General features: G+C 71.6%; 14 protein-coding genes and 1 pseudogene. 1 reads left to right on the top strand and 14 read right to left on the bottom strand.

The window, feature by feature from the left end:
• Positions 1-20 precede the first annotated feature (20 nt).
• The 9 genes from menC to ACFW48_RS06175 all read right to left on the bottom strand — a co-directional run bounded on the left by menC (position 21) and on the right by ACFW48_RS06175 (position 12,924).
• Positions 21-1,127, bottom strand: coding sequence for an o-succinylbenzoate synthase (gene menC / locus ACFW48_RS06215; protein ID WP_386310902.1), 1,107 nt, complete (start codon positions 1,125-1,127; stop codon positions 21-23).
• A complete protein-coding gene (locus ACFW48_RS06210; RefSeq protein WP_386310900.1) occupies positions 1,124-2,035 on the bottom strand; it encodes a GNAT family N-acetyltransferase in 912 nt (303 codons plus the stop codon). Before ACFW48_RS06210 ends, menC begins: the two co-directional genes overlap by 4 nt.
• Positions 2,032-3,180, bottom strand: coding sequence for a M20 family metallopeptidase (locus ACFW48_RS06205; protein WP_386311125.1), 1,149 nt, complete (start codon positions 3,178-3,180; stop codon positions 2,032-2,034). The genes ACFW48_RS06210 and ACFW48_RS06205 overlap by 4 nt, the downstream gene beginning before the upstream one ends.
• 70 nt (positions 3,181-3,250) lie before the next feature.
• On the bottom strand, positions 3,251-6,583 hold the full coding sequence (locus ACFW48_RS06200; protein ID WP_386310898.1) for a serine hydrolase: 3,333 nt from the start codon (positions 6,581-6,583) through the stop codon (positions 3,251-3,253).
• Between the two features lie 49 nt (positions 6,584-6,632).
• Positions 6,633-7,634, bottom strand: coding sequence for an ABC transporter ATP-binding protein (locus ACFW48_RS06195; RefSeq protein WP_386310896.1), 1,002 nt, complete (start codon positions 7,632-7,634; stop codon positions 6,633-6,635).
• Positions 7,631-9,553, bottom strand: a complete 1,923-nt coding sequence (locus tag ACFW48_RS06190) for a dipeptide/oligopeptide/nickel ABC transporter permease/ATP-binding protein (RefSeq protein WP_386310894.1) — start codon at positions 9,551-9,553, stop codon at positions 7,631-7,633. Before ACFW48_RS06190 ends, ACFW48_RS06195 begins: the two co-directional genes overlap by 4 nt.
• Positions 9,553-10,557 (bottom strand): ABC transporter permease, encoded by a 1,005-nt coding sequence (locus ACFW48_RS06185; protein WP_386310892.1) that lies wholly within the window; start codon positions 10,555-10,557, stop codon positions 9,553-9,555. The genes ACFW48_RS06190 and ACFW48_RS06185 overlap by 1 nt, the downstream gene beginning before the upstream one ends.
• A gap of 12 nt (positions 10,558-10,569) precedes the next feature.
• Entirely contained in the window at positions 10,570-12,177 is a 1,608-nt protein-coding gene (locus ACFW48_RS06180; RefSeq protein WP_386310890.1) for an ABC transporter substrate-binding protein, read from the bottom strand.
• Positions 12,178-12,522: 345 nt separating this feature from the next.
• Positions 12,523-12,924 carry a hypothetical protein gene (locus ACFW48_RS06175; RefSeq protein WP_386310889.1) on the bottom strand — a complete coding sequence of 134 codons (402 nt, stop codon included), beginning with the start codon at positions 12,922-12,924 and terminating at the stop codon, positions 12,523-12,525.
• A gap of 310 nt (positions 12,925-13,234) precedes the next feature.
• Here ACFW48_RS06175 and ACFW48_RS06170 point away from each other — a divergent pair.
• Positions 13,235-13,468, top strand: a pseudogene (locus ACFW48_RS06170) (helix-turn-helix domain-containing protein); the annotation flags it as partial.
• 129 nt (positions 13,469-13,597) lie between these two features.
• On the opposite strand, the gene ACFW48_RS06165 reads toward ACFW48_RS06170, so the two are convergent.
• From ACFW48_RS06165 to ACFW48_RS06145, 5 genes are read right to left on the bottom strand one after another with little or no spacing between them, the layout of a single operon-like run.
• Positions 13,598-14,008: a VOC family protein gene (locus tag ACFW48_RS06165; protein WP_386310887.1), complete on the bottom strand. Its 411-nt coding sequence runs from the start codon at positions 14,006-14,008 to the stop codon at positions 13,598-13,600.
• Between the two features lie 39 nt (positions 14,009-14,047).
• Entirely contained in the window at positions 14,048-14,392 is a 345-nt protein-coding gene (locus ACFW48_RS06160) for a spore germination protein GerW family protein (protein WP_386310886.1), read from the bottom strand.
• Entirely contained in the window at positions 14,392-15,666 is a 1,275-nt protein-coding gene (dxr, locus tag ACFW48_RS06155; protein WP_386310884.1) for a 1-deoxy-D-xylulose-5-phosphate reductoisomerase, read from the bottom strand. Before dxr ends, ACFW48_RS06160 begins: the two co-directional genes overlap by 1 nt.
• Positions 15,659-16,750 (bottom strand): 2-oxoacid:ferredoxin oxidoreductase subunit beta, encoded by a 1,092-nt coding sequence (locus ACFW48_RS06150; protein WP_386310883.1) that lies wholly within the window; start codon positions 16,748-16,750, stop codon positions 15,659-15,661. The genes dxr and ACFW48_RS06150 overlap by 8 nt, the downstream gene beginning before the upstream one ends.
• Positions 16,747-18,642 carry a 2-oxoacid:acceptor oxidoreductase subunit alpha gene (locus ACFW48_RS06145; RefSeq protein ID WP_386310882.1) on the bottom strand — a complete coding sequence of 632 codons (1,896 nt, stop codon included), beginning with the start codon at positions 18,640-18,642 and terminating at the stop codon, positions 16,747-16,749. Before ACFW48_RS06145 ends, ACFW48_RS06150 begins: the two co-directional genes overlap by 4 nt.
• Positions 18,643-18,665 lie beyond the last annotated feature (23 nt).

The following is an 18,665-nucleotide window of genomic DNA, read 5'->3' as shown; positions in this document are numbered from 1 at the left end:
CGGGCGCCACAAGTCCCCGGTCACAGGGGGATCCACTCGGTCTCGACGGTGACCTCCTCCAGGACGTCGGGGAGCGGCACGACTCCGAGTCCGGAGCCGTCGGGGACCGGGAGGTGACCGTCGGCCAGTACGAACGGCTCGGTGATGTCGGTCCGGTAGAAACGGTCGGAGGCGGAGACGTCGCCGGGCAGCGTGAAACCCGGCAGCGCGGCCAGAGCGACGTTCGCGGCACGGCCGAGGCCGGTCTCCAGCATGCCGCCGCACCACACCGGCACGCCGTGCGCGGCGCACACGTCGTGGATACGGCGGGCCTCCAGGTAACCGCCGACCCGGCCGGGCTTGACGTTCACGATGCCGCACGCGCCCAGGGTGATCGCCGCCGCGGCGGCGCGGGCGGAGGTGATCGACTCGTCCAGGCACACCGGTGTGGCCAGGGTCCTGGCCAGCTGCGCATGGCCGAGGAGGTCTTCCTCGTCCAACGGCTGCTCGATCAGCAGAAGGCCGAACGCGTCGAGTCGGGCCAGGTGCCGGGCATCGGCGAGGGTGTACGCGGTATTGGCGTCGACCTGGAGCAGCAGGTCGTCGCCGAAGTGCTCGCGTACCGCGCGTACCGGCTCGACGTCCCAGCCGGGCTCGATCTTGAGTTTGATACGGCGGTAACCCTCGTCGAGACAGCCGGCCACCACCTCGCAGAGTTCCGGCACCGAGTCCATGATGCCCACGGACACCCCGCACGGCACACGGTCGTGGACGGCGCCCAGCTCGCGCGCCAACGGCACCTGACGGGAGCGCAGTTCGGCGTCGAGTACGGCCATCTCCAGCGCGGCCTTCGCCATCCGGTGTCCCCGGAACGGCGCCAGTGCCGGGACCACGCCGGCCGCGTCCAGCCGCCGGCACCGCCCCAGCGCGGGAACGAGGAATCGGCGCAGCACATCGGCGCACGCGGCCACGTACTCCGAGGAGTACAGCGGGTCGGCCATCGCCACGCACTCGCCCCAGCCCTCGGCGTCGGTGCTCACCGCGCGCAGCAGCAGCGCCGTGCGCTCCGTCTGCGTACCGAACGAGGTGCGGAAGGGGGCCACCAACGGCAGCCGGATCCGGCGGATTTCCACTCCGGTGAGCTTCACTGTGCGTCCTTGTCTTCGAGGAGGTACCAGCCGGCGCGGTCGAATCCCGTCACCTGCCACCCGTCGGCGAGGAGCCCGCCGAGGACATCGCGTACGGCGGAGCGCCAGGCCGCGGCGGCCGGCGGGTCGCTGCGGCGCAGCGACTCGATGTCCTCCGGCACGGCGACCAGGGTCCGCGGCCCGGAGACGGAGCGGGCCAGCGGCCGCCCGTCGGACGTGGCACCGAGCGCGACTGCGACGCCGCCCGCGCGTTCGGCCACGGCGTCGGTGACCCGATGGCGGCCGTGGCAGGCCGCGGCGGCCTCGGGTGCGGCCAGCCGCCACTCCACCAGGAGCCGGTCGGTGTCGTCGGCGCCGTTGATGCCGTCGTTCATCGGGCCGTAGAAGTTGGGCAGGTACTGCGCGGGCCGGGCGGCCAGCTTGCCGATGTTGAAGTAGGCGTTGCGCCGTACCAGCGGATCGAAGGTCCAGGACACCTGGGTCGCGCCGCGCTGGAGTGCCCAGCCGCGCTGGTGGGTCTTGAGGGCGAATCCGACACTGCGGCCACGCATCCGGGCGGAGACCCCGGCGATGTGGCTGTGCAGGGTGCCGTCGGGCGGCGGGCCGAAGAACCCGATGCAGGCGCCGACCAGTTCGCCGCCCGCCTCGCCGTCGAAGGCGGCCGCGACGTAGCTGCCCGCCTTGTCCATCGCACGCAGCAGCTCGGTGGTGGCCAGCGCGTTCTCGCCGGCGGGTTTCCAGATGCCTTCGAAGAGCCGGCAGGCCGCTTCCAGATCCGCCAGGGCGCTGATCGGCCACACGTGGCAGCCGGCCGCGTGCGCGGCCGCGTCGGCCGCGGTCAGCGCGTCCGCCACGAGCCGGTGGCCCGCTTGGGGAGCGAAGGGAGTGGCAGCGGACATGTCCGTCATCGGGTGCTCCCGCCGGTCGTTGTCGCGTCACTGTCGCGCGCGGTCCGCGGGGCCGCGGCGAGCAGGTCACCGACGAGTGCCGCCAACAGCGCCGTACGGCGCGGGAGGTCCGCGACGAGCACGTGCTCGTCGGGGGCGTGCGCGCCGCCGCCCACCGCGCCGAGTCCGTCCAGGGTCGGGACGCCGGCACCCGCGGTGAGGTTGCCGTCCGAGGCTCCCCCCACGGCGGCGGCCGTGAGCGGGCCGATGCCCAGCTCCGCGGCCAGTCGCCGGGCACGGCGGTAGAGCGCGTCCGATGCGGCGGGGGGCAGGGGCGGCCGGTTGGGTCCGCCAGTCACCTCCACCGTCGCACCGCCGAGTACGGGCCGCAGCCCGTGGAGCGCGGTGTCCACCCGGGTCTGTTCCGCGACGTCGCGCACGCGGACGTCGACGGAGAACCGGCCGTGGGCGGGGACGGTGTTGGTGGTGGTTCCGGCACTCAGCAGCGTCGGAGTGACCGTGGTACCCGCGTCAAGGCCGGACAGTGCGGCGACCGCGAGTATCTGGTGGGCGGTCTCGACGCCGGCGTTCACTCCGCGCTCCGGTTCCAGCCCCGCGTGGGCGGCCAGGCCACCGACTCGTATCTCGTACTGGGAAACTCCCTTGCGTTCGGTCTTCAGCGCGCCGCCGTCGGCAGACGCCTCCAGGACCAGCGCCGCGGCGCAGCCGGCCGCCTCGGACTCGATCAGCTCCCGCGACGACGGCGAGCCGAGCTCTTCGTCGCCGGTGACCAGGAGGGTCAGCCCGTCGAGGGCGCCGGCGCCGAGCGCGGCGACGGCGTGGAAGGCCATGACGAGTCCCGCCTTCATGTCGAAGCAGCCGGGGCCGCGCAGCACGCCGTCGCGGACCGTGAACGGGTGGGCCGCCAGGGAACCGACGGGCCACACCGTGTCGTGGTGGCCGAGCAGCAGGACGCGCCGGGGGCCGCTGCCCAGGCGCCAGCGCAGATGGGTGCGGCCGTCCACCGTGAGGACGTCGGGTGCGGTGCCCAGGTACGGTGCCGCGGTCGTGGCGACCGCCCGGGCGCTGCGGGCCACGGCGTCGAGGTCGGCCGAGGGCGACTCGGTGCGCACCAGATGTCCGATGTCGTCGATGACGGCGGGCAGGGCGGCCTCGAACCGGGCCACGGGGACGGGTTCGTGCGGCGACACCTGAACGCCGTGCGGCTGCTTCACGTCAGGACACCTTCGGGGTCGCACGGACGCCGAAGTGCACGTACGGCTCACCGGTCGGCAGTGCGTAGAAGGTCACGGGGGTCCATGACCGGCTGCCGGGCAGCGTGACGACGAAGAGGTCGTCCGACACGGGCACCAGGCCGCCCTCCCGCACCGTCTCGGGCACCAGAGCGGCGAGCGGGCCTGTCACCGTGTGGCGCAGTCGGAGTCCGTCGGCGTCCTCAAGGATCTCGATGCGCGCACCGGAGCGCTCGTACCGGCCCAGGTGGCGGTGGGCGTCCACGGTCACGGGCTCGACCGGCGGCGTGAGCGGCTGCGGCAGGGCGACCCCGGCCAGCTCGGCGAAGATCTCCCGGAACAGTTCCAGGTACAGGTCGTGGGCGCCCCCGCCGTTGGTGAGAAGGGTGACGGCGAGGTTCTGTTCGGGCAGCAGGCGCAGGAACGCCGACTGCCCGATGGTGTTGCCGTCGTGTCCGAGGAGCCGGTGGCCGCCGCCCCCGTCGAAACGCGTCCAGCCCAATCCCCACGAGTCCCCGAGGGAGTGCACGTCCGGCAGGTCGACCTGCTTCTCGGTCATCGCGTACGCGGCCTGCCGCGACAGCACGCGGGTGCCGTCGGCGGCGGTGCCGCCGGCCAGGTGCATACGGGCGAAGGCCAGGACGTCGGAGGCCGTGGCGGTGATCAGTCCGGCCGGTCCGGCGGAGCGGGGCAGGCCCCACGCCGGCACCGGCCGCGGGTCCTCGTCGCCCGGGGCGTCGTGACCGATCGCGGCGCGGAAGCGCAGCGCCTCCTCCGGCAGCGTGACGGTGTGCGCGAGGCCCAGCGGGGAGAACAGCCGCTCCTTGAGGGCGCCGTCCCAGCTCGTGCCGGTGAGCTTCTCGATGATCCGGCCGGCGAGTACGAAACCCGAGTTGCAGTACGAGAACGTCGCCCCGGGCGGATGAATCCGCGCCGCCGCGCCCAACTCGTCCACGTAGCGCTCGACGCAGTCGTCACCACGGCCGGTGTCGGTGAAGATGTCGCCGTCGATGCCGCTGGTGTGCGTGAGCAGGTGCCGTACGGTCAGCTGTTTCGCCGTGCACGGGTCGGCGAGCCGCAGTTCCGGCAGGACGTCGGTAAGGGGGGCGTCGAGGTCGAGTCCGCCCTCGTCGGCCAGCTGCATGACCACGGTGGCGGTCCACACCTTGGTGATGGACCCGATCTGGAAAAGCGAGTCCTCGGTGGCCCGCACCCCGGTGTCCTTGTTGAGCACACCGCGGGCGGCCAGGACGAGTTCGTCGCCGCGGGCGATGCCCAGGACCGCGCCCGGCACCCGGTGCCGGGCCGCCAGCTCGCCGAGCCGTCGCTCCCAGCGCGCGGCGTCCACCGGGCGACGCGCCGGACGTCCGGGGCCACCGGCGTGACGCTCCACCCAGTCGACGGTGCGACGGGCGAGGTCGACGCGGTGGGAGGGCGGTCCGTCGAGCAGGAACAGGTGCGAGCCGCCCGGGTAGAGCACCAGCCGGGTGGGCACGCCCCGCGCCCTGAGCGCCGCGAACCACTGCTCGGCCTGCCCGACGGGACAGCGTTCGTCGGCCGCGCCGTGCACCACCAGGGTCGGAGTGCGGACATGCTCCACCCGCGAGTACGGGGAGAGTTCGGCGTAGAGCCCACGGTTCTGCCACGGCGCTCCGCCCAGTTCGGTGGCCGCCAGCGGGTGGGCCTCGTCGCTGGTGCCGCACATGCTGGTGAGGTCGCTGACCGCACCACCGGCGACCGCGGCGGCGAAGCGGTGGTCACGGCTGGTGAGGTAGCAGGTCATGAAGCCGCCGTAGCTGTAGCCGGCCACCGCCAGTCGCCGCGGGTCGGCGATCCGTTCGGCGACCAGGGTGTCCAGTGGTTCGAGGAGGTCCGGCGCGTCGGCCGTGCCCCACGCTCCGCGCGCGGCGGTGAAGAACGCCTCGCCGTACCCGTCGCTGCCACGGGGGTTGAGCAGCAGCACCGACCAGCCGCGTGCCGCCAGCACCTGGTGGTACGGGTGGAAGGGGTCCGTTGCCCCGTTCCAGGCGTTGTGCGGCCCGCCGTGGATGTCGAGCAGCAGCGGTGCGGGGCCCGTGGTGGCCGGGTCTCGCAGCAGCCAGCCGTGCACCCTTGTGCCGTCGGAGATGACGAACTCACGCTCCTGCGAGGGGAGCAGTTCCACCTCCCCCAGTGCCGCCCCGTGCCGGGTGAGCACCTGCTGTCGGCCGGTGGACACCTCGACGGTCGCGATCTCGCCGTACGAGGTGGGAGTCGCCAGGACGAAGGCCGCGGTGTCGCCGGCGGTGGACAGGCCGGAGACGACGCGGCCCGCGCCGGCGACGAGCGCGCGGGGTATCCCGCCGTCGGCGTCGGTCACGTACAGGTGGGTGCAGCCGCGCTCCCGAACGCAGAACAGCAACCGGCGGCCGTCGTCGGCCGGCTGGGGCAGGGCTCCCGGGTAGCCGGGGCCACCGGGCATCACATTGCGGTCGAGCCCGGCGGTGAGGTCGGCCGGCGCGTCGCCGCGCAGCGGGACGCGCAGCACGCTCGCGTGACCGATCGCGGTGTCCGTGCGACCCACGACCAGCAGTGCCGCACCGTCGGCGGTCCAGTCGACGGCGTGCGCGGTGCCCTCGCCGGAGCCGACCGGCCGCGGTTCCGCGCCGGAGGCGAGACAGTCCACCACGTACGCCTCGGAGCGCAGCGTCAGGTCGGCGTCGGCGCCGCGTGCCGCGCAGAAGGCGAGGCTGCGCCCGTCCGGCGACCAGGCCGGGCTTCCCGCGTGCCAGTCGCCGTGGGTGACCTGCCGGACCGCGCGGCTGTCGGGATCCACGAGGTGCAGATGGTTGCGGACCGTGCCCAACAGGCCCGGACCGTCGGCCTTGTAGCCGAGCCGGTCCGTCACGACAGGGGGCGGGGTGGTTGCGGGAGGGGCCGTCCCGCGGTCGCTGTCGACCGGTGCCGGGAAGGCGATCGCGGTGCCGTCCGGGCTCCACACCGGCGCGCCGGCGCCCGCGGGAAGGTTCGTGAGCGGCTCGGGTTCGCCACCCTCGGCGGGGAGCAGCCACAGCTGCGGAGGGCCGTCGCCGCCGCGCAGGAACGCGATCCACCGGCCGTCGGGAGACCAGGCCGGCGCGGTGTCGGCGGGGCCGCGGGTGAGACGCCGCGCGGCGCCGCCGCCGGTCGGTACCGTCCACAACGCGCGGTCGTCGCGGTCGTGTTCGCGGTCGGCGGTGCGCAGCACGTAGGCGATGCGCGTGCCGTCCGGGGACAGCGCAGGCTGCTCCGGCAGCGCGATGGCGTAGAGGTCGTCGAAGCCCAGGCGTCGCGTCACGGTGTGCTGTCTCCTCGTGGACGGATTGGATGAGGGTGGCTTACGGATGTCACAACGCGTCGCCCGTACAAGGCCGTTGTGGCAGGCCGAGGTCGACGGTGGCCGCGAAGTGACAGGCGGCCCGGTGGGGCCGTGCCGCGGCGCCCTCGGCGGGATCCCTGGTGCGGCACACCTCGCGCCCGGCATGGATCCGGGGGCCCGCGGGGCAGCGGGGGTGGTAGCGGCAGCCGGATGGCGGGTGGTGCGGATCGGCGGGCTCGGCGGCGGCGAAGGCGACCGGCTCCGCGCCGGTTTCCGCCGCGGGGAAACGGCTGGGCACGGCGGCGAGCAGGTCGCGGGTGTAGGGGTGGCGCGGGTCGGCGAGTACCTCCTCGGTGGGACCGGCCTCGACGATCCTGCCGAGGTACATCACGGCGACATGGTCGCTGAGATAGCGCACCACGGCCAGGTTGTGCGAGATGAACAGCATGGTCAGCTTCATCCGCCGCTGCACGTCGCGCATCAGGTTGAGCACGGTGCCCTGGACGGAGACGTCGAGGGCGGAGGTGATCTCGTCGGCGATGACGGCCTGCGGCCGCCCGGCCAGTGCCCGGGCGAGTGCCACGCGCTGCCGCTGGCCTCCGGAGAGCTGCCCGGGCAGCATCGGGGCCCGGTCCGGACCGAGATCGACCTGCTCCAGCAGGCGGGCGACCTCGGTACGGCGAGCCGCCCTGCCGCGGCCCCGTTCGCGCGGCAGGGCCTCGGCGATGGAATCCCCGATACTCATCCGCGGATCGAGGGAGGAGTACGGGTCCTGGAAGACCATCTGCAGCGGCCGGTGCCGCCCGCGCAGCTGACGTACGTCGGTCCCGTCCAGCAGGACGCGGCCCGAAGTGAGCGGGGCCAGCCCGACCGCGGCGCGGGCCAGCGTCGACTTCCCGGAGCCCGACTCGCCCACCAGGCCGACCACTTCACCGGCCGGCACGGTCAGGTGCGCGCCGTCCACAGCGGTCAGTGCCTGGCGGCGGGACCCGTAGCGCACGCTCACTCCCTCGAAGACGAGCCCGCTCATGCCGTCCCTCCTGTCGTGGTCTCTTCGGCCGGTGTGCTCTCGTCCCGGACGGGGTGCCAGCAGGCGATCCGGTGCCCGGCGGTGTACGTGACCGGCTCGGGGTCCGCACCGCGGCACCGGTCGTCGGCGTGGGGGCAGCGCGGGGCGAACGCGCACCCTTCCGGTACCCGGCCGGGCTCCGGCGGGCGGCCGGGGATCACGGCCAGCGGGCTGTCCCGGTCGGTGCCGAGGTCGGGTACGGCAGCCAGGAGAGCCCGTGTGTAGGGGTGTCGGGCACCCGTGAAGAGGCCGGCCGCGGGCAGGTCTTCGACGATGCGGCCCGCGTACATGACGAGCACCCGGTCGCAGGTCTGGGCGACGACCGTGATGTCGTGGCTGATGAGCAGGACGGCGGTGTCCCGCTCGGCCCGTACGTCGGTGAGCAGGCGCAGCACCTGCCGCTGCACGGTGACGTCGAGGGCGGTGGTCGGCTCGTCCGCGATGATCAGCCTGGGGTCGCCCATCAGCCCCGCCCCGATCATCGCGCGCTGCCGCATGCCGCCGGAGAACTCGTGCGGATACTGGCGCGCACGCCGCTCCGGAGCGGGTACGCGCACGGCGCGCAGCCGGTCCACGGCCCGCGTGAACGCGGCTCGCCTGGAGAGGTGTTGATGGTGTTCGGCGATCTCGGCGAGCTGCCGTCCCACGCTCATGACGGGGTTGAACGAGGACATCGGGTCCTGGAAGACCATCGCCAGCGAGGTACCGAGAAGGAGGCGCAGCTCCTTCTCGCCGGTGTCGAGCAGCGGCGTACCGGTGAACTCCAGCCGCCGGGCGGTGATGTGGGCCGGTGGTTGGACGAGCCGGGACACGGCCATCGCGGTCAGGCTCTTGCCCGAGCCGGACTCGCCCACCACACCGACGGCCTCGCCCGGGTGTACGGCAAAGCTGACCCCGCGTACCGGGGTGGTCCACCCCGCGGGCCCGGGGAAGGCCACCCGCAGGTCCTCCACCGTGAGGACCGGCTTCCCTTCGCTGTCCGGCCGGTGCCCGGCTGTGTCCGGGGCGGGCGGTGGGAGGGGGCGGTGGCGGACGCTCGGGCGCGACATGGTGTGTACGCCGAGAGCGGTGGCGGTGGCCTCGCCGAAGAGGTTGAACGCCAGGCCGGTGACGACGACCGCCACGCACGGCGCGAGGGCGGGCGCGGGGGTGAGGCTGATCCGGTCCAGCCCCTCGCCGAGGAGCCGGCCCCAGTCGTAGTCCGGAGCCTGTACGCCCAGGCCCAGGAACGAGAGCCCGGCGAAGGCCAGCAGCGATGTGCCCGCGCCGATGGTGGCGTTGACGGCCAGCGGCTCGGCGATGTTGGGCAGGATGTGGCGTACCAGGAGCCGGGTCCGGCCGACGCCGACGGTCCGGGCGGCGGCCACGAAGTCCTGGCCCGCCACCGACGCGCTCAGTGTCTGGGTGAGCCGCGCGATGGCCGGGGCCATCGCCAGTCCGATCGCCAGCACGGCGCCGGTCGCGCCCACTCCGAAGATGACCGCGAAGAAGAGGGCGAGCAGCAGGCCGGGGAAGGCGACGGCGATGTTCACCACGGAGGTCACAAGACGCCCAGCCCGGCGCGGCAGCACCGAGGGTGCCGTACCGAGAACCAGCCCCAGGGCCACACCGAGGAAGGTCGCGGTCACCGCGAGCAGCAACGACAGCCGGGTGGCCACCAGCACGCGGCTGAGGATGTCGCGGCCCAGGTTGTCCGTGCCCAACGGATGCGCGTCGGACGGCCCTTGCTGGAGCGCGGACGTGTCCACCACGGACGCCCTGTCTCCCCACAGGACCGGTGCGAGGACGGCCAGGACCACCACGGCGAGCAGCAGCAGCCCGGCGCATGCGCCCACGGGGGTGCGGGCGACCGCCGACCATCGGGAGCGGGGTGCGGACATCAGGCCTCCCTGATCGCGGAGCGCGGGTCGAGCAGGGCGAGGCCCACGTCGACCAGCAGGTTCACCACCAGCACTCCGGTCCCGTAGACGAGCACGATGCCCTGCACCACCGGATAGTCCTTCTGCAGGATGGACTGCACGATCGTCGAGCCGAGGCCGGGCCAGGCGAACACGTTCTCCACGAGCACCGTTCCCGCGACCAGCGCCGAGAGCAGCAGACCGCCGAGAGTGAGCGTCGCGGTCAGGGCGTTGGGCAGCGCGTGGCGCACGTACACGCTGCGCGGCGGCAGCCGCTTGGCGCGCGCGGTGCGCACGAAGTCCCGGCCCAGGACCGACAGCATCTCCACCCGGCAGATCCGGGCCAGCACCGAAGCGGGCCCCATGGTCAGGGCCACCACCGGCAGCACGTACGAGCCGGGCCCCTGCCGCCCGGCGACGGGGAACCAGTCGAGGCGCACCGCGAACACATAGGCCAGTACGACCGCGAGCAGGAACTCCGGTACGGCGGCCAGCAGCACGCTGCCCGAGGTGAAGGCCAGTTCGGCGCCGCGCCGGCGGCCGCCCCGGGTCAGGGCGGCCATCGCCGTGCCCACCGGGACGGCGATCGCCATGGCCAGTACGAAGGCGAGGCCCGCCAGTTGCAGGGTGGCGGGCAGCCGGTCGCCGATCGTCTGCGACACGGGCAGACCGCTGATGGTGGAGCTGCCCAGGTCGCCGGTGAACAGGCCGCCCAGGAACCGCAGGTACTGCTGCCACAGCGGGTCGTCGAGGCCGAGTTCCGCGCGCCTGGCCGCGACCATGTCCGGCGAGGCGGTCGTACCCAGTGCGGCGCGCACCGGGTCACCGGGGACGAGGTGGATCATCAGGAACGCCGCTGTGACGAGCACCCACAGCGACACCGTCAGCCGGGCCGCGCGCCGGATGCCGAAGAGCAGCCACCGGTGCCTCCACCAGTCGGTGGCCAAGGCCTCCGACGCCTCCGGGACGGCCGTCGCAGTCGTCATCGAGCCGCCCTCCTAGTCGGCGTACATGCGGATCGAGGACGGGACGATCGCGCCCTGACTGACCTCGAAGCGAGCTGATGTGCCGAATACGGGGGTGAGGGAGTTGTAGTAGGGCACCACGTCGAGGTGCTTGATCAGCGCCGTCTCCGCCTGTTGCCACCGCGGACAGCCGGCGGTGCCGACCTGGGCCGAAGCCTTGCGCACGAGAGCGGCGTACTCGGGGTTGTCGACTCCGGAGAAGTTCAGGCCCTTCGGCGGCGTCGGCCCGGCCATGAACGGGACGAGCTGGTTGGGCGCGGTGAGTGCGATCGGGCCCATGGAGACGTCCCAGTTGCCGGACCCGAAGAGTGTGCTGTTCAGCGCTGGGCTGTCGGCCGGCGTCAGCGTGACCTCGGCCCCCAGACTCTGCCACTCCTTCTGGATGAGTTCGGCGCCCGCGGCCATGCTGGGCCCGTTCTGGGTGCCGTACATCAGGCTCAGCGTGAGCTTCTCGCCGTTCTTGGTCCGGATGCCACCGGAGCCCGGCACCCAGCCGGCCGCGTCCAGGGCGGACTTGGCCGCCGTGAGGTCCTGCGGGGGGAGGTTGCCGGTGACCGAGTCGCCGGTGCAGGCTCGTGGCTCGTCGGTGACCAGGCCCTGGGAGGGTTTTCCGGTGCCGTTGGTGATCACCTTGCCCACATCGGACAGGTTCAGCGCCTGGACCAGCGCCCGGCGCACCTTCTCGTCCGCTGCGGGGCGGGTCCCGCTCTGGTTGAAGTACAGCTGGCCCAGCGGTGCCTGCACGTCGGCGTGGAACAGTTTCCGGGCGGCCAGCCGCTTCTGCTCGGGGCCGGAGACCGCCACGGCGTTCAGCTCTCCGGACATCAGCAGGTTCGCGGCCGTCGTCTCGTTGGGGATCACCCGGATCGTCACCTTGTCCGGCAGCCCCTTGTCCCCGTGCCCGGAGGGGCCCCAGTCGTAGTCCTTGCGCCGGGTCAGCGTGTAGTGGTCGTTGGCCACGGACTCGGTCATGGTGAACATGCCGGTGCCGCTCCCCTTGCCGCCCTTGGCCAGCACCGTGCGGTCCGTGAGGCCGTTGCCGCAGGCGATCGGCACGGAACCGGCGTTGCGCAGCAGGAACGCGTCGGGGGCACCGCTGGTGAGCGTGACGGTGCGCCGCCCGTCGTCGGCTTCGGCTGTGGTGCCCGGCTGGATCAGTACGCCGGCCAGGGGGGACTTGTTCTTCGGGTCACCGATGTAGTCGATGTTGGCGGCCACGTCACTCGCGGTCAGTGGCGAGCCGTCGGAACAGGTGAGGCCGGGCCGCAGCGTGAAGGTCGCCGTCTTGAGCGTCGCCTGCCACTTCTGTGCCAGCCCGGCCACGGGCTCGCCCTTGTCGCCGAGGTGGATCAGCGGGTCGTACAGGTAGCGGTTGATGCCGATGGCGATCGACATCACCGTCTTCGCCGGGTCGAGGCCGCCCGGGTCGGAGGCGTAGGCCGTGGTGAACGTCCTGCCGTCCGCCAACGTGCCCTCCCCGCCGGCACCCGAGCCGGATCCGCCGCCGCAGCCACCGGCCAGGAGTGCGGTGGCCGCCGCCAGGGACAGGGCACGTCCGGCGGGTGCCGTGGCGCCTCTCATATCGACTCCCGCCCGTGCACGGAGGGGGCCTGAATCCCTGCGGGCGTTAGGGGCGGACGGTTGAGCTCATCCCATGCGGACATGCGGATCCCCACCTCCGAGGCTTCGAACCGGTGATGTCCGAAAGGTAGGACAGGGGGAGGGTGCGCACTTCGTCGTGCACGACAAGTCCGGGCGGCCCGCTTCGTCGGCACCGACGAACCGGGCCGCAGGCACCGGCACAGGCGGGCGCGACCCGAGGAACCCGCATGTCGGCGGGGTCCATGAGCGGGGCCCTTCCGGTCGGTGACACCACACAAACGCCCCACCGCTTCGGGGTGCGGTGGGGCGTTGGCCGGTGTGGTGCTACGCGGTCTTGCAGAACTCCGCCAGTCCGATGTTGATGTGCTTCGCCTCGTCCTCGGTCACCTCGTGCGCACTGCTGCTGAATCGCTGTTGCGCACTCCCCTCCAGCCGCTCGGCTCCGCCGTTGATCGCCGCGCACTGATTGCGGGCGTTGTCGATGGCGTCTTCCTCGTCGGCGACCAGTGCCGGGTTGACGTCGAACAGAACGGCGAGCAGGTTGTCCCGGGCCTCGCCGGTCGGCTCCGGCGGGATACCGGCCTTCTCCTCGGCGGCGGAGTAGTCGACACCGGGGCTCGCGGTCTTGGTGGTCGGGGCGGTGTTGTCGCTGTCGTCACCGCCGCTGCACGCCGACAGGGCGGCGAGGGCGGCGAGCAGGACAGCGGCGGTGACGGTGCGCTTCACGGTGTGGTCCCCCCACGGGTACGGGTGTGTCTGGTGTGAGACACGGCCGGGGGGCGGATGGTTGTGCCGGGCGTGGGAGCGCCACCGGCGCGGTGGACGACTGGGGCATTCGACGTGAGGGCTCCCGCCGCGCTCGATCGCTCGCGGGTCCCGGCCCCGGACTGCTTCCGGGGTCGTCCCTGGGTGCGGAGCACGAAAACCGGCTACTTGGCGGGCACCTTCCACTCCGCGCCCTCCGGGTCCGCGTCGGGCGAGTAGATGAGCCGCTCGGGGCGCTTGCCTTCCGGGACGGGGAACATCATCGGTCCGCGTGCGCAGTCTCGAGGGGCATTTCCATGGATACCTCCCGTTGGTGCAGGCCGACGAGGACACCGTGCGCGATGTGATCCACCGGTTCAACGAGATCGGTCTGACCTGTCTGCGCCCTCGGTGGGCGACACGCCGTCCCCACCTGCTCAGCCCTGGCGACGAGGATTTCGTCGTCCCGACGGCCACCACCCGCCCCGCCAAGCTCGGCCGGCCCTTCAGTCGCTGGTCGCTGCGCGCCCGCATCCGAAGCGAGAAAGGCATTCGCTGGGGCGGCCACCCCCTCGCCACCGCGGCCTGAACGACCAGGCGAACCCATACGGTCACAGCACGAGCGAGGGACAGTGCGCCCGGCGAGCACCCGCCGCTACACGTTCGACCAGCCCCGCTCGCAGAGCACGAGCCGGTAGCCGTCCGGGTCCTCGACCGTGACGCCCCACCGGTTCCAGTACGGGTTCGGCGACGGCACCCGCTTGCCGCCGTGCGCCTCCAGACGGGTGACCAGGTCATCGGGCACCGGGCCGTCGACGTAGATCACCAGCAGGTCCTCCTCGGTGGGCCGGGGCTCGACGGGCCGGGCGGTCTCGTGGACCAACTCCAGATGCCAGTCGGCGTCCGGCCAGCCCACCATCAGCAGGTCGTGCCCACCGGGTTCCGGTCCGCCCCCGGCCCGCCACACCACACCGAGTCCCAACCCCCGCACCCAGAACCGCTCGGCCGCCACCAGGTCCCGGGAGGGCCGGGCGACGCGGATGTGACTACGGCCGTTGACGGGCATCGTGACCTCTTCCTGAGCTGCCGATTCCTGCTCAGCAGCCTAAGTATCAGGCTCTCGCGCGGCCATCGGCCGATCGCCCTGGACCACAGGTCCTAGGCCGATGAATCCGATGGGCGTCGCCGAGGCGCCGCCACCGCCTCCCCCGCCCTCGCCGTGCTTGGCCGCGTCCCTCTCCCGCCCCGCACCGCCGCCGAAACCGAAGGCGACCCGTGCCACTGGCACCACCGTCACCCCGTTCGCTTCAACAGGCGTGCCGAACACGGTCGAGGCAGAAGCACTGCCGCCGAGCCGCTGGGCCAAGCGCTCCAGGAAGCCCGTCGCCGCGGCAACGGCGTCCTCTCGCTCCGCCAAGGGCATTTCCGTCCCGCTCAGGGGTTCGGTCATCACTCACGCCTCCCCTGGGCGAGCGCGGTCACAGGACCAGGGCGCCGCATGACCGCGATCCGTGAACGCGCACGTCGCCGTGCCCACACCTCCGCCTCGAGCACGTCTTCCAGGGTCAAGGTCTCTCCGCTCCGGGGCCTTCCGTGTTCCGCCACGATCTCCGCGACTGTCTCCACAATGCCGTTGAACGGCAGCCTTCCTTGAAGGAAGGACGAGACACATTCCTCGTTGGCGGCGTTGAGGACCGCGGGCGCAGTCCCGCCCGACTCCCCTACCTGTCGGGCGAGCCGTACGGCCGGGAACGCCTCGTCGTCGAGTGGAAAGAACTCCCAGGCTGTCGCGGAAGACCAGTCGATGACCGGAGCCGCCCCCGGGATTCGCTCAGGCCAGCCGATGCCGAGACCGATTGGGCCTCGCATGTCCGGTGGAGACGCCTGGGCAAGAGTCGAACCGTCGACGAACTCCACCATCGAGTGCACGTACGACTGAGGATGGACAACGACCTCGATGTCGTGGAACGGAATGTCGTAGAGGAGGTGGGCCTCGATCACCTCGATGCCCTTGTTCACGAGCGTGGCACTGTTGACCGTGATGACCGGACCCATGGCCCAGGTGGGGTGAGCCAGCGTCTGCTCCGGCGTGACGTGGGCCAGCTCCTTCTTCGAACGGCCCCGGAAGGGCCCGCCGGAGGCGGTCAGCACCAGCCTGCGCACATCGGAACGCGCCCCTGCCCTCAGTGCCTGGAACAGCGCGGCATGCTCGGAGTCGACCGGAATGACCTGCCCCGGCTTCGCCAGGGCCTTCACCAGCGGCCCGCCCACGATCAAGGACTCCTTGTTGGCCAGTGCGAGAGTTCGCCCCGCCTCCAGGGCCGCGAGAGTCGGCCCGAGTCCTATGGAACCGGTGATGCCGTTCAGCACCGTGTGGCAGCGCGAAGCTGCCAACTCGCTCGCCGCATGTGGTCCGGCGAGGATTTCGGGTAGGGGCTCCGTCCCGTACGCCGCTTGCAGTGCGTCGCGAAGCCGGCCTGCTGTGTTCTGCCGGGCCACGGCGACCGCGTCCACACGGAGCAGCCTCGCCTGATGGGCCAGCAGTTCGACCCGGCCACCTGCTGCCGACAGTGCCGTCACCCGAAAACGCTCGGGATGGGACAGGACCAAATCGACCGCCTGGGTGCCGATGGAACCCGTTGAACCTAGGATCACGAGGTCTCGGCGGCCCTCACCTGGGTCGAAGAGCGTGTGCGGGTCGGACAACGGCGTTGCCTCAGCCATCCAGTCGCCCCTTGCCTCGAGCCGGCCGCCTCGGCGTTACCGCCACCGTCCAGGTGTCGCCGCCGGCCAGCAGGGCGGTCAGGTCGCCCTTGCCGTTCTGTTCGATGGCCGTATCGAGCTGCTCGGACATCTGGTCGCCGTAGACCGGCCGTTCCACCGCGCGCAGCACACCGATGGGCGTGTGGTGCAGGGTGTCGGGGACGGCGAGGCGGGAGAGCGCGAACGCGGTGATCGGGAGCGCGGCGTGGGCGTCGTGGACCAGCACGTCCGCCTCATTCTTCGGTGTCACCGCGACCACCTTCAGATCACCGGTCACCGGATCCCGTACGACACCCTTGGCGAGGCCGGCGCCGAAGCGGATCGGCTGCCCGTGCTCGAGCCGGATCACCGCCTCCTCGACCGAGTCCTTGTCCTTGAGGGCGTCGAAGGCGCCGTCGTTGAAGATGTTGCAGTTCTGGTAGATCTCGATCAGTGCCGTGCCCGGGTGGGCGGCGGCCTGGCGCAGCACCTCGGTCAGGTGCTTGCGGTCGGAGTCGATGGTGCGGGCCACGAAGGACGCCTCCGCGCCGAGCGCCAGCGACACCGGGTTGAAGGGCGCGTCCAGCGACCCCATCGGCGTCGACTTGGTGATCTTCCCGACCTCGGAGGTGGGAGAGTACTGGCCCTTGGTCAGGCCGTAGATTCGGTTGTTGAACAGCAGGATCTTGAGGTTCACATTGCGGCGCAGGGCGTGGATGAGGTGATTGCCGCCGATCGAGAGCGCGTCACCGTCACCGGTCACCACCCACACGCTCAGGTCGCGTCTGCTCGCGGCCAGGCCCGTCGCGATCGCGGGGGCGCGGCCGTGGATGGAGTGCATGCCGTACGTGTTCATGTAGTACGGGAAGCGGGACGAACAGCCGATGCCGGAGACGAAGACGATGTTCTCGCGGGCCAGGCCCAGCTCCGGCATGAAGCCCTGGACCGCGGCGAGAATCGCGTAGTCACCGCAGCCGGGACACCAGCGCACCTCCTGATCGGACTTGAAGTCCTTCATGGACTGCTTGGCCTCGGCCTTGGTGACCAGGTTCAGGGCCTCACTCATCGTTCGATGGCCTCCTTCAGGGCCTTGGCGAGCTGCTCCGCCTTGAACGGCATGCCATTGACCTGGTTGTACGAGTGCGCGTCCACGAGGTACTCGGCCCGGATCAGGCCGGCGAGCTGGCCGAGGTTCATCTCGGGGACGACGACACGGTCGTAGCCCTTCAGGACCACCTCACCGAGGTTCTTCGGGAAGGGGTTGAGGTGGCGCAGATGGGCCTGCGCGATCTCGTACCCGGCCGCGCGCAGCCGCCGTACCGCCGCGGTGATCGGTCCGTACGTCGATCCCCAGCCCAGCACCAGCGTCGTCGCACCGGTCGGGTCGTCGACCTCCACGTCCGGCACCTCGATGCCGTCGACCTTGGCCTGCCGGGTGCGGACCATGAGGTCGTGGTTGGCGGGGTCGTAGGAGATGTTCCCGGTGCCGTCCTGCTTCTCGATGCCGCCGATCCGGTGCTCCAGCCCCGGTGTGCCCGGCACCGCCCAGGGACGGGCCAGCGTCTGCGGGTCGCGCTTGTACGGCCAGAACACCTCCGAGCCGTCCTCGAGGGTGTGGTTGGGTCCCTGCGCGAACTGCACCTGAAGGTCAGGCAGCTCGTCAAGCTCGGGGATCCGCCACGGCTCGGAGCCGTTGGCGAGGTAGCCGTCGGAAAGCAGGAACACCGGCGTGCGGTAGGTCAGCGCGATCCGGGCCGCCTCCAGGGCCGCGTCGAAGCAGTCCGCGGGGGTGCGCGGCGCGATCACCGGCACCGGCGCCTCGCCGTTGCGGCCGTACATCGCCTGGAGCAGGTCGGCCTGCTCGGTCTTGGTCGGCAGACCCGTCGACGGCCCGCCGCGCTGGATGTCCACCACCAGCAGCGGCAGCTCCAACGACACCGCGAGCCCGATGGTCTCCGACTTCAGCGCCACACCCGGCCCTGAGGTCGTGGTCACGGCCAGCGAACCGCCGAAGGCCGCGCCGAGGGCCGCGCCCACCGCGGCGATCTCGTCCTCGGCCTGGAAGGTCCGCACACCGAAATTCTTGTGCTTCGACAGCTCGTGCAGGATGTCGGAGGCCGGGGTGATCGGGTACGAGCCCAGGAACAACGGCAGATCCGCCTGGCGGGATGCCGCGATCAGCCCGTAGGCCAGCGCCAGGTTCCCGGAGATGTTGCGGTAGGCCCCGGCGCGGAAGGCCTGAGCTGCCGGCGCCACCTCGTAGGAGACCGCGAAGTCCTCGGTCGTCTCGCCGAAGTTCCAGCCCGCGCGGAACGCGGCGATGTTGGCCGCCGCGATTTCCGGCTTCTTCGCGAACTTCGACTTCAGGAACTTCTCCGTGCCCTCCGTCGGCCGGTGGTACATCCATGACAAGAGGCCAAGCGCGAACATGTTCTTGCTGCGCTCGGCCTCCTTGCGGGTGAGGTCGAAGCCCTTCAGGGCCTCCACCGTCAGCGTCGTCAGAGGGACCGCATGCAGCCGATAGCCGTCCAGGGAACCGTCCTCCAGCGGCGATCCGGCGTAGCCGATCTTCTGCATGGCCCGTTTGGTGAACTCGTCCGTGTTGACGATGATCTCCGCGCCGCGCGGCAGATCTCCTACATTCGCCTTCAGCGCGGCCGGATTCATCGCCACCAACACGTTCGGCGCGTCGCCCGGCGTGAGGATGTCGTGGTCGGCGAAGTGCAGTTGGAAGGAGGAGACGCCCGGGAGAGTGCCGGCGGGCGCCCGGATCTCGGCGGGGAAGTTCGGCAGCGTCGACAGGTCGTTGCCGAAGGACGCCGTCTCCGAGGTGAAGCGGTCACCGGTGAGCTGCATACCGTCACCCGAGTCCCCCGCGAACCTGATGATCACCCGGTCGACACGCCGGACGTCCTTTCTGGATGGTCGTTCCGCACTGTCTGGTCGAGAAGACGGCATGACAATCTCACCTCTGCATGAGA

This window comes from Streptomyces sp. NPDC058812, from assembly GCF_042744565.1.
Taxonomy (GTDB): Bacteria; Actinomycetota; Actinomycetes; order Streptomycetales; family Streptomycetaceae; genus Streptomyces; species Streptomyces thinghirensis.
Note: the sequence above shows the minus strand (reverse complement) of the source record. Positions and strands in the feature narration are given on the sequence as shown.